Annotated in this window: 11 protein-coding genes; 6 read left to right on the plus strand and 5 right to left on the minus strand. The window is 71.3% G+C overall.

The features are described from left to right. Nucleotides 1–67: 67 nt before the first annotated feature. Nucleotides 68–1489, minus strand: a complete 1422-nt coding sequence (locus tag ABZ434_RS26735) for a HEAT repeat domain-containing protein (protein ID WP_359141927.1) — start codon at nucleotides 1487–1489, stop codon at nucleotides 68–70. Between the two features lie 220 nt (nucleotides 1490–1709). Continuing rightward, on the minus strand, nucleotides 1710–2102 hold the full coding sequence (locus ABZ434_RS26740; RefSeq protein WP_359141929.1) for an ankyrin repeat domain-containing protein: 393 nt from the start codon (nucleotides 2100–2102) through the stop codon (nucleotides 1710–1712). Between the two features lie 313 nt (nucleotides 2103–2415). Between ABZ434_RS26740 and ABZ434_RS26745 the strand changes: the two genes are divergently transcribed. Further along, complete coding sequence (locus ABZ434_RS26745) at nucleotides 2416–2610, plus strand: hypothetical protein (protein ID WP_018103962.1); 195 nt, start codon at nucleotides 2416–2418, stop codon at nucleotides 2608–2610. A 38-nt stretch (nucleotides 2611–2648) separates the two neighbouring features. Then, entirely contained in the window at nucleotides 2649–4241 is a 1593-nt protein-coding gene (locus ABZ434_RS26750; protein ID WP_359141931.1) for a hypothetical protein, read from the plus strand. Between the two features lie 71 nt (nucleotides 4242–4312). On the opposite strand, the gene ABZ434_RS26755 is transcribed toward ABZ434_RS26750, so the two are convergent. Further along, nucleotides 4313–5812: a PLP-dependent aminotransferase family protein gene (locus ABZ434_RS26755; RefSeq protein WP_359141933.1), complete on the minus strand. Its 1500-nt coding sequence runs from the start codon at nucleotides 5810–5812 to the stop codon at nucleotides 4313–4315. A gap of 102 nt (nucleotides 5813–5914) precedes the next feature. Here ABZ434_RS26755 and ABZ434_RS26760 point away from each other — a divergent pair, with 102 nt between their 5' ends. From ABZ434_RS26760 to ABZ434_RS26775, 4 genes are all read left to right on the plus strand, one after another. Next, nucleotides 5915–6577 (plus strand): hypothetical protein, encoded by a 663-nt coding sequence (locus tag ABZ434_RS26760; RefSeq protein ID WP_359141935.1) that lies wholly within the window; start codon nucleotides 5915–5917, stop codon nucleotides 6575–6577. Next, nucleotides 6574–7338: a glycerophosphodiester phosphodiesterase gene (locus ABZ434_RS26765; RefSeq protein WP_359141937.1), complete on the plus strand. Its 765-nt coding sequence runs from the start codon at nucleotides 6574–6576 to the stop codon at nucleotides 7336–7338. Before ABZ434_RS26760 ends, ABZ434_RS26765 begins: the two co-directional genes overlap by 4 nt. Nucleotides 7339–7383: 45 nt before the next feature. After that, nucleotides 7384–8757 carry an MFS transporter gene (locus ABZ434_RS26770; protein ID WP_359141938.1) on the plus strand — a complete coding sequence of 458 codons (1374 nt, stop codon included), beginning with the start codon at nucleotides 7384–7386 and terminating at the stop codon, nucleotides 8755–8757. A 274-nt stretch (nucleotides 8758–9031) separates the two neighbouring features. Then, nucleotides 9032–9406, plus strand: a complete 375-nt coding sequence (locus ABZ434_RS26775; RefSeq protein ID WP_003959706.1) for an RNA polymerase-binding protein RbpA — start codon at nucleotides 9032–9034, stop codon at nucleotides 9404–9406. 81 nt (nucleotides 9407–9487) lie between these two features. Here the strand turns inward: ABZ434_RS26775 and fxsA are convergent, their stop codons facing one another. Both fxsA and ABZ434_RS26785 read right to left on the minus strand, forming a co-directional pair. After that, nucleotides 9488–10063, minus strand: a complete 576-nt coding sequence (gene fxsA, locus ABZ434_RS26780; protein WP_359141940.1) for an FxsA family membrane protein — start codon at nucleotides 10061–10063, stop codon at nucleotides 9488–9490. A gap of 67 nt (nucleotides 10064–10130) precedes the next feature. Beyond that, on the minus strand, nucleotides 10131–10898 hold the full coding sequence (locus ABZ434_RS26785; protein ID WP_359141942.1) for a polyprenol monophosphomannose synthase: 768 nt from the start codon (nucleotides 10896–10898) through the stop codon (nucleotides 10131–10133). Between the last annotated feature and the right edge of the window lie 405 nt (nucleotides 10899–11303).

Genomic DNA, 11303 nt, shown 5'->3' on the forward strand with positions numbered 1-11303 from the left:
CGCCCCCGACGCGCTGCGCTCCTGCGTTTTCCCGGTTGCGCGGGCTTCCGCGGCGGTTCCGACGCGGTCAGACCGCCGGCGCGTCCGGCCCGATCCTGCTGCGTACGGCCGACTGCACCTCGGCCTCCTCGGCCGGGTCGGCGGCCAGCCTGCGCAGGCGCTCGGCCACCCTGATGTCGCCGGTCTCCGCATGGCGTGCGGCGACCTCGCGGGTCGTCTCCTCGCAGTCCCACAGGCATTCGACCGCGAAACCGGTGGCGAAGGAGGGGTCGGTGGCGGCGAGGGCCCGGGCGGCCCTGCCCCGCAGATGGGAGGAAGAGGTCTCCCGGTAGACGTGGCGCAGTACGGGCGCCGCGCAGACGATGCCGAGCCGGCCGGTGCCGTCGACCAGGGTCCACAAGCGGGGTGCGTCCGGCCCCTCACCCCGTACGGTGTCACGCAGGGCGCCGAGGACCAGCGGGGCGTCCTGGGGGCCGCCGCGGGCGGCGAGAACACCGGCCGCCGAGGCACCCAGCGCGTCGGGCCTCCTGGCCCAGCGGCGCGCACGTTCCACGGCCGCCTCGCCGCACATCCGCTCGAACGCGGCGACGGCCGCTTCGGCGACGGTGCGTGAGGCGCTGACCGCCGCGGCCTCGATCAGGTCGAGCACGGCCGGGTCTCGCACCTCGGCGGCGAGGTAGTGCAGCGCGGCGCAGCGGGCGCCTTCGGGACCGCTGCGGGCGGCCTCGACGATCGCGGGCCGGTCCTCGGGTCCGGCCACGGCGGAGAGGCAGCGGGCTGCCGGTACGTGGAGGACGCTGCCCCGGTCGAGCCCTTGCTGGGCCCAGTCGAGGACGGCGCGGACGCCCCAGCCGGGGCGTGGCCCGCCGGGTCGCATCTGCCGTTGCCAGCGGTCGAACGAGCCCTGTTCCGAGGCGGCTCGCACCCGGGCGCCGACCGTTGGGCGCGGATCGTCGGCCCACAGACGCCAGGGGCGGGGCTCGAAGGCGTCCCGCACGGTGGCGGCCAGCTCGGCCCGGCCCTCGGCGTCGTCGGGGAACCGGGCGAGCACGGGCACGGCGAGGGACCGGAGCCCTGCGTCGTCGTCACGCAGCGCCAGCTCGTCCAGGGCCCAGGCCCAGTTGGATCCGGTCGCGGCGTAGCGCCGCAGCAGGGCCAGGGCGTCGTCGCGGCCGTACGAGGCGAGGTGGCCGAGGACGGCCAGGGCCAGGCCGGTCCGTGAGTCCTCCGTGTCGAGGTGGTCGTCAGGGTCCCAGAGGTGCCGCTCGATCTCCTCGATCCCGCCGTCCAGGTCGAGATAGAGGCGTGCGTAGTAGAGGGAGCGGTTCTCCACCTGCCAGTCGTGACGCGGGTCGCTCAGGACGCAGTGGTTGAGAGCCGCCAGGGCCTCGGGGCGTGGTGCGGCGAGTGCGTGGAGCGTGCCGTCGCCGCGGCCCCTCTGCAGCAGGCCGAGCAGGGTGCCGCTCGGCGCTATGAACGGATCGAACATGGGAAAAGCCTCACATCAAGCTGTCGACGCAACCGGGGACTGTGCAGTTCCACGTGCCGGGTGGGCACTAGACCGCGCAGCGACATGATCGGCCGACCGCCGTCTTCTGCCTGGTGTAGACCATCTTCCTCTGCCTCTCGTCGGTGGCCCGAATCGGGCCCGCGACGTCATGATGACCCAGCCATTTCGCCACCGCGACCACATTTACGGCGAAGCCCCTTCAGCGGGCGCCGAAGAGTTCCAGCAGGTCGGCCTTGTCGAACATGCGCGCCGTGTCCAGCGCGGAGGGTGTTCCGGCCGCCGGATCGGCCCCCGCGTCGAGCAGCGCCTTGATCACCGCGTCCTCGCCCTTGAAGACGGCTCCGGCGAGCGGCGTCTGCCCGCGGTCGTTGGCGCGGTCCGGGTCGGCGCCGCGGCCGGCCAGGACGATGACCGCGGGGGCGTGCCCGTGGTAGGCCGCGAGCATCAGCAGCGAGTCGCCCCGGTCGTTGGTGAGGTTCACCGGGACCCCGGCGTCGACGTAGGCCGCCAGTGCGTCGGCGTCGCCGTGACGGGCCAGGTCGAAGACCTTGGTCGCCAGCTCGACCACCTCGGGATCAGGGGTTTCGCTCATCGGGGGACCGCCTTCCTTTAACCGTTCGCGCTGATGCCGGCCTGCCGGGGCGTGCGCCGCGTAGGCCGTACGAGTGAATCGACAGGGTACTGCCCGGGCGCGCACATGCCCCGGCCCACCCATGGCAAAAGATCACGTCGAGTGACGACGAAGACGGGCCGGACCACGAAAACCTCTCCTGCCGGCCCCGCCGTGTGCGCCAGTTCAGTGAACAATCAGACTTTTCACCCAATTGCAGCTTTTATCATATAGATACTTCCGGTGAGCTTGGAAGGACTCATGGTGACTGTCCCCCCAACCAGGAGAACCACTCATGATCCTTTCCATGTCAGGCGTCGTCATCCTCGGCATCATCGTCTTCCTGTTCTTCAGGAAGGACGGCCTCAAGGCATCGCACGCCCTCGTCACCGCCCTGTTCGGCTTCTACCTGGCCGGCACCGCCATCGCACCGAGCATCACCGCGGGCGGAGCGAGCCTTGCCGGCCTCCTGGGCGGGATCAAGTTCTGACCCTCCGCTACCGCTCCCACCCCCGTCAGGAGACCGACGTGGCCCGGCGACCACTCCCCCGCATTCTGAGCAGCGGCAGCGCTTCGATCACTCGCAGTCGAGAGTTCGCGCGCACGGCCGCCGACAGCGCCACCGACGTGCTCCATCCGCTGATCATGATCACTCGTGGTCTGCGGCTGCTGGCCGGTGCAGGACGGCAGAAGTGGGCCGCGACGCCCAAGGACCGGCGTGGTCCCACGCTGTTCCTCGTCGCGGCCTGCGTGCTCGTGGTCGCGCTCATCCCGTACGGGCCGCTGCTGGCCCTCGTCACGGTGATGGGCGCCGCCGCGTGGAAAGGACGGGAACGCACGCCCGTCAGGACCGGCCCGGACGAGGCGGAGACCGGGCGCCTGCAGGCCCTGTACGAGGCTCTCGTGCCGTACTTCTCGACGTCCGACGACCCCAGTCCGCTGTTCACCCACGGGGGCGACTGGGACAAGGTCTTCAGCGAGTACGCGTTCGACGGCGACGGCCGGGTCAGCAGTCTCCGTGTGACGTACCCCGCCTACTTCACCGACAGCGAGGCCGCTTCCCGCGCCCGGATCGAACAGTTGTTGCACGCCAAGTCGGGCCGTGGCCGGGAGTACCTCTTCACATGGGACGAGGAGGGCAACCAGCTCCGTATGAACGTGCTCGACGCCCTGCCCACCTCTCTCACCGCCCAGCGCTTCGTCACCGCCCCGGGCGAGACCGTCCTCGGGTTCACCGACGACGACGCGGTGCAGCGCACGGTGCCGGTGAGCGACGGCGACGAGACCCGGGACGCGCCCGGCGTCGTCTGGCGCACCGGCCAACGCTCCACCGAACCGCATCTGCTGATCGCCGGCCAGCCCGGCAGCGGCACCACCACACTCCTGCGCTCCATCGCCCTCCAGGCGCTCCAGCAGGGCGACATCCTGATCATCGAGGGCAGCGGCACCGGCGAGTACGCGTGCTTCACCGGACGCGAGGGCGTCCTTGCCGTCGAATGCGCCCTGGCAGGGGCGCTGTCCACCCTCGAATGGGCGGCCACCGAGACGGAGCGCCGGCTGATCGAGGCCAACCGGGCCCGGCAGTCAGGTCAGGCCGCCCCGGAGGACACCCGGCGCCCCCTCTGGATCCTGCTGGACCGGCCCAGCGTGCTCGGCCACCTCGCCGCCGCGGACGGCGGGCCCGACCCGCAGGAACTGCTCCAGGTCCCGTTGCGGCACGGCAGGGCGGCCAACGTCACCGTGGTGATGACCGAGCAGTTCGACAGCCTGGACGGCCTGAGCGACACCGTCCGGTCCCACACCAGGGCCCGGGTCGTGCTCGGCCACTGCTCCCCCGGCCAGATCGAGTCCGTCCTCGGTCTCGAGCCGCACACCACCCCCACTCCGGACGTCCCGCCCGGCCGTGGGTACGCGCGACTCGGCACCGGACCGGTCCTGCGCATCCAGGTGCCCGCCACCCCCGATCCGTACGACGACGCGACGAGCGAGGCGCAGCGCCAGGCGGTGCTCGACCTGCTCCCCGAGCGGCGCACCGCGATCGAGGCGAGCATGCCCGATCCCGTGATGGCGGAGACCGTGACCGCGTCCGTCGCCATCGAGGGCCTGGCCCTCAGCGACTGACCCGGACGTTGAGGGACGAGGGGCCCGCGGACCGATGGATCCGCGGGCCCCTCGTCGTATGCCGCAGGCGCTCAGGCCACGAAGGTACGGGGCGCCTCCGCCCCCGCGCCCGCCCCCGAACCGACCAGCCGGGCGGCGGCGGCGAGGCGCTGGGCCGCCTCGTCCGCGACCGGCCCGCCCACCGTGAACGGCAGCCGCACATAGCCCTCGAAGGCCCCGTCGACTCCGAACCTGGGGCCGGAGGGCACCCGGACCCCGACCCGTTCCCCGGCCACCGCGAGCCGCGAGCCGGAGAGCCCGCCGGTGCGCACCCAGAGGGTCAGACCGCCGCGCGGTACGGCGAACTCCCAGTCCGGCAGTTCCCGGCGCACCGCAGCGACGAGCGCGTCCCGGTTGTCCCGCGCCTGCTCCCGGCGGATCTGCACGGCCTCTTCCCAGCCACCGGTACGCATCAGCCAGTTGACGGCCAGCTGCTCGAGGACCGGGGTCCCCATGTCCGCGTAGGCGCGCGCGGCCACCAGGCTGCGGATCACGTCCGGGGCGGCACGGACCCAGCCGATGCGCATGCCGGCCCAGAAGGCCTTGCTGGCCGACCCGACGGTGAGCACGGTGCTGCCGGCCGGGTCGAAGGCACAGACCCGGCGCGGCATGTCCACGTCGTCGTCCAGGTACAGCTCGTTCATCGTCTCGTCGACCACCAGGACCGTGCCGGCCGAGCGGGCGGCATCCACCAGCGCGCGGCGGCGGTCCTCGTCGGCGAGGGCGCCGGTGGGATTGTGGAAGTCCGCGACGACGTACGCGAGCCGGGGGGCCGCGTCCCTCAGCACCTGGCGCCACCGGTTCATGTCCCAGCCCCCGAGCCCCTCCTCCATGGCCACCGGCACGAGCCGGGCGCCCGCCTCCCGCATCAGCTGAAGGATGTTGGCGTAGCTCGGGGACTCCACCGCGATCCGTTCGCCGCGACCGGCGAAGAGGTGGCAGATCGCGTCGATCGCGCCCATCGCCCCGGTGGTGACCATGATCTGTTCGGGCATCGTCGGAATACCGCTCGCGGTGTAGCGGTCGGCGATCATCTGCCGCAGCGCCGGCAGCCCGGCCGGATAGTCGCCGTGGGTGTGGGCGTACGGGGTCAGCTCCTCCAGGGCACCCTGGACGGCCCGGGTGAGCCACGGCTCGGGGGCCGGCAGTGAGGCGCAGCCCAGGTCGATCATCGATCCGAGCGCCTCGGGCGGCAGCGGCTCCAGTCCGCGGGCGGGCAACGGATTGCCCGCCGGGACCGCCGTCCAGCTGCCGGCCCCGCGCCGGGACTCCAGGAAGCCCTCGGCCCGCAGGGCCTCGTAGGCGGCGGCGACCGTCGTACGGCTGACGGAGAGGGCGAGTGCCAGCTCACGTTCGGCGGGCAGCCGGGCGGCGACCGGGACGCGGCCTTCGAGGACGAGCAGCCGGATGCCGTCGGCGAGCGCACGATAGGCGGGCGGCCTGCGGGTGCCGGGGCCCGCGGGCCGGGGCTGCTGGGCGTGGAGCTGCCGGGCGAGCTGTGCCGCACCGACGGCCGAAGTCCACTGCGCCATGAGAATCAGTCCACCTTCCTCGGATTGGCCATAGTTGGCAGCCAATCCCCTGCCACAGAGTGACATGCAGCAGTCCACAACCACCACACCAGGGGGCACCACTTGTCCATCACCGCCGTGCCGCGCGGGGCTCACCTCACCCGGCGGCTGATCCGGCTCTACGCGGGCCTGGCGCTGTACGGGGCGAGTTCCGCTCTGCTGGTTGTCGCCGGACTCGGCCTGGAGCCCTGGGGAGTACTGCACCAGGGGCTCGCCGAGCGCACCGGGATCAGCATCGGCGTCGTCTCGATCATCGTCGGTGCGATCGTGCTGCTGCTCTGGATTCCGCTCCGGCAGCGGCCGGGCCTGGGCACCGTCTCGAACGTCTTCGTCGTCGGTCTCGCGATGGACGGCACGCTGGCCCTCGTCCCCGAGGTGCACGGGCTGCCCGCACAGGCCGGGGCGATGGTGGCGGGGGTCGTCCTCAACGGCGTGGCGACGGGGCTCTACATTGCCGCCCGGTTCGGTCCCGGGCCGCGGGACGGGCTGATGACCGGTCTCCACCGGCGGACCGGCCGGTCGATCCGGCTCGTCCGCACGGCGATCGAGGTGGCGGTCGTGGTGACCGGGTTCCTGCTCGGCGGCTCCCTCGGCGTGGGTACGGTCCTGTACGCCCTGGCCATCGGCCCGCTCGCCCAGTTCTTCCTGCGCTTCTTCGCGTCCACGGACGACGGGGGCACCACGGCTGCCGCCCGGACATCCGGGCAGGCCATACTGCGGCGGTGACTTCCGTACGCCACCCCTATCTGGACCACCCCGCCCCTCTCGCGTTCGCCCACCGGGGCGGGGCGGCGGACGGGATCGAGAACACGGCGGCCGCCTTCCGCCGCGCCGCAGATGCCGGGTACCGGTACTTCGAGACCGATGTGCACGCCTCGGCGGACGGCCGACTGGTCGCCTTCCACGACTCCACCCTGGACCGGGTCACCGATTCCCGGGGCCGGATAGCGGAGCTGCCGTGGAGCGAGATACGACGGGCCCGCGTGGCCGGGCGTGAGCCGCTGCCGCTGTTCGAGGAACTCCTGGAGACATTCCCCGAGGCCCGCTGGAACGTGGACATCAAGGCCGGGCCGGCGCTCGCACCGCTCGTGGAGCTGATCCGCCGGACGGACTCCTGGGACCGGGTGTGCGTCGGCTCCTTCTCCGAGGCACGGGTGGCCGCGGCGCACCGGCTGGCGGGCCCCCGGCTCGCCACCTCCTACGGTGTCCGAGGCGTCCTGGGGCTGCGCCTGCGCTCGTACGGGATCCCGGCGGCGCTGCGCGCCGGCGCGGTCTGCGCACAGGTTCCGGAGACGCAGGGCGGCGTGCGCGTCGTCGACCGGCGCTTCGTGCGGGAGGCACACGCGCGCGGCCTCCAGGTGCACGTCTGGACGGTGAACGAGCCGGAGCGGATGACCGCGCTCCTGGACCTCGGAGTGGATGGCATCATGACCGATCACATCGAGACGCTGCGCACGGTGCTGAGCGAGCGGGGGGCCTGGCCCTGACGCCGGCCCGGTCACGTCTCCACGGGGAGAGACGAGGGGTGCGCAATGAGCGCCGAGACCACGGACACCGCCGAGCCGGCGGACGGCCCCGCCGGGGCGAACGGCCCCGACGCCCGGCGCCGTGAGCAGCGTGGCTGGTATTTCTACGACTTCGCGTGCTCCGTCTACTCGACGAGCGTCGTCACGGTGTTCCTGGGGCCGTATCTGACGTCGGTCGCCAAGGCCGCCGCCGACGCCGAGGGCTACGTCCATCCGCTGGGCATCCCGGTCCGCGCGGGATCGCTGTTCGCGTACACGATCTCGGCCTCCCTCGTCCTCGCCGTGATCCTCATGCCGATGGCCGGCGCCGCGGCCGACCGTACGGGCCGCAAGAAGCCCCTCCTCGCGGCAGCGGCCTACACGGGTGCCACCGCGACGGCTGCGATGTTCTTCCTGGACGGCCACCGCTATCTGCTCGGCGCCTTCCTGCTCATCGTGGCGAACGCCTCGATCTCGGTGTCGATGGTGCTCTACAACGCCTATCTGCCGCAGATCGCGGAGCCCGACGAACGCGACGCGGTCTCCTCCCGCGGCTGGGCGTTCGGTTACACCTCGGGCGCACTGGTCCTCGTCCTCAATCTGATCCTGTACACCGGCCACGACTCGTTCGGCCTCTCGGAGTCGGACGCCGTGCGGATCTGTCTTGCCTCCGCCGGTGTCTGGTGGGGCGCGTTCACCGTCATCCCGCTGCGCCGGCTGCGCGACCGGAACACCGGGGCCGGCGGCGGCGAGGTGGTCGGATCCGGGTGGGGGCAGCTGATGGCAACCCTGCGCGACATGCGCCGTCACCCGCTCACTCTCTCTTTCCTGCTGGCGTACCTCGTCTACAACGACGGTGTGCAGACGGTCATCTCCCAGGCGTCCGTGTACGGCTCCGAGGAACTGGGCCTGAGCCAGACGACGCTGATCACGGCTGTACTGCTGGTCCAGGTGCTGGCGGTCGCCGGGGCGCTCGGAATGGGACGCATGGCGCGCGTCCACGGCGCGAAGCACACGATCCTGGGCTCACTCGTGGTCTGGACGCTCATCCTGGTCGCCGGCTACTTCCTGCCCGCCGACTCGCCGGTCTTCTTCTACGCGCTGGCCGCGGCGATCGGCCTCGTCCTCGGCGGCAGCCAGGCGCTTTCCAGGTCCCTCTACTCGCATCTGGTGCCGCGCGGGAAGGAGGCGGAGTACTTCTCCGCGTACGAGATGAGCGACCGCGGACTGAGCTGGCTGGGGCCACTGGTGTTCGGGCTCGCGTACCAGCTGACCGGCAGTTATCGGGATGCGATCATCTCGTTGGTGGTCTTCTTCGTGGTCGGTTCCGTGCTGCTCGCGAGGGTGCCGGTGCGGCAGGCGGTGGCGGCCGCCGGGAACCCTGTTCCCGAACGGATTTAGACGTTGAAGTGAAAGGCCGGTAGTGTACGCCTTTGGCCTGCCCGGAGGACCGTTACTGCGAGTGGAAGAATCCAAACCGTTGGGTGACAACTTCCGCCAGATGTGACAAACCGGGCATTGGCGGGTACTTCAACACTCGCAAACCTGAAAAAGCAGCGGCACGACGGGCGACGCATGACCGGCAACGGGAATCTTTGCCGCCGACCGGACGTTGACCGGATGACGACGACAGCGACATTTGTCCTGTGGGCGACAAGCCCGGGAGGCACGATTCATGAGTGAGCGAGCTCTCCGCGGCACGCGACTCGTGGTTACCAGCTACGAGACGGACCGCGGCATCGATCTGGCCCCGCGCCAGGCGGTGGAGTACGCATGCCAGAACGGACATCGATTTGAGATGCCGTTCTCGGTAGAGGCGGAAATTCCGCCGGAGTGGGAGTGCAAGGCGTGTGGCGCCCAGGCACTCCTGGTGGACGGGGATGGCCCCGAGGAGAAGAAGGGCAAGCCTGCGCGTACGCACTGGGACATGCTCATGGAGCGGCGCACACGCGAGGAGCTTGAGGAGGTGCTGGCCGAGAGGCTGGCGGTTCTGCGCTCCGGCGCCATGAACATCGCCGTGCATCCGCGGGACAGCAGAAAGTCTGCCTGACCGCGTAGCACAGCATCGAGACAGAGCCGCGGGCCGCGACACCTTGTGTGTCGCGGCCCGCGGCTCTGTGTTGGGCGTAGGTTACGGCGTCAGCGGCGGGCGCGGGTTGTCGTCCGGACGGGAGGGCTCCTCCCGGATCACCTCGCCCTGGACGACCTTCCCGTCCGGGCGGTGCATCCGGGCCTGCTGGAAGGCGTCCGAGAGGCTGCCGGGACCCGCCGCCCTCATCCGCCGTTCGAGTGAGCTCTCCGCATACCTGCTGAGTGCCGACCTGACCGGCGGCACCAGGAGCAGCAGGCCGGCCACATCCGAGATCACCCCGGGGATCATGATCAGCAGCCCGGCGAGCATCAGGAAGCCGTTCCCCCGGGTGCTCGCAGGGGCGGGCGTCGATCCACCGGCACCCGGCTGCCCGGGCGACTGCTGGAGCGTCTCGGTGAGATTGCGGAAGGCGCGGCGGCCGGCCCGCTTCATCACCACGGCCCCCAGGACGACCCCCGCGGCCAGGAGCAACAGCACGGTGAACCCGCCTGCCACGTCCGCCACCACGATGAGCAGCCAGATCTCCAGCACCGCCCAGGCGGCGATGGCGAGAGGTACGAAGGTCCGGGCGCGCGAGCGCCTGCGGGCGGTCGGGGGCGGTGTGCCGGTCGTCATGCCCCCAGTGTGCCTGGAGCGGCGTCCGGACGGGGTAAGGGGGTGACAGAGGCCCGCGCGGCCCGGGTCAGGGGGTCCGGCGGCCGAACACCCGGTTCGTACGCGTGGTGACACCCCACGCGGTCACGCGCCAGAGCGCCTCGACCAGGATGTCGCGGCTCATCTTGGAGTCACCGATCTCCCGGTCCACGAAGGTGATCGGGACCTCGACCACGTGGAAACCGGCCTCGATCGCGCGGCGGGCCAGGTCGACCTGGAAGCAGTATCCCTGGGAGGCGACCTCGTCCAGGCCGATGCCCTGCAGCGTCTCGGTGCGGAAGGCCCGGTAACCGCCGGTGACGTCCCGTGTCTGCAGTCCGAGCAGCAGCCGGGAGTACGTGCTGCCACCGCGGGAGATCATCTCGCGGGACTTGGGCCAGTTGACCACCCGGCCGCCCGGGACCCATCGGGAGCCGAGCACGAGATCGGCGCCCTTGAGGGCGGTGAGCAGGCGGGGCAGTTCCTCGGGCTGGTGGGAGCCGTCGGCGTCCATCTCGACGAGGACGCCGTAGTCGTGGTCGATGCCCCAGCGGAACCCGGCGAGGTAGGCCGCGCCGAGTCCCTCCTTGCCCTTGCGGTGCAGCACGTGGACCTGGTCGTCGGCCGCGGCGAGTTCATCGGCGAGCTTTCCGGTGCCGTCCGGGCTGTTGTCGTCGGCGACCAGAATGTCAGCCTCCGGCACGGCGGCGCGCACCCGGCTGACGATCGGCTTGATGTTCTCGGCCTCGTTGTAGGTCGGAATGATCACCAGAGCTCTGCCGAGCGGGCCGTATCGCCTCTGACCGCCGTCGTTCACTTACTGCCCCTTAAGTCCGTACGCAGATGCACACCATATCGAGCGCGGCGCGCGCGCCGACCGACGCGGTCGGGCGGCGTGGGAGGCGACGGCGGACAGAAGAGCGGAAGTGCGGACAGAACTGCGGATCGGGGCCCGGCGCCCTTCGGGCCGACCTGGGACCCGCCGGCTGCGGGTCGACCTAGAGCCGTTGTCTACTGAACGTCCGGGCCCCACCCGGGTCGCACCCTCCAACCGGCTGAAACCTTCCCTCGCCCCCGAGGCGCGGGCGCTGAACCTGGCTGTCAGGGGTGGTGCGCCGGTGCGGCACACCACCCCATGACCCAGCGGCGTTCGACGACTGCGTGGAGGTTTAACCGGTCGGACGTCCTGTGGTGGACTCGGCCGAACCTACCGGCCTGTGGG

Origin of the sequence: Streptomyces sp. NPDC005761 (assembly GCF_040630635.1) — a bacterium.
Lineage (GTDB): Bacteria > Actinomycetota > Actinomycetes > Streptomycetales > Streptomycetaceae > Streptomyces.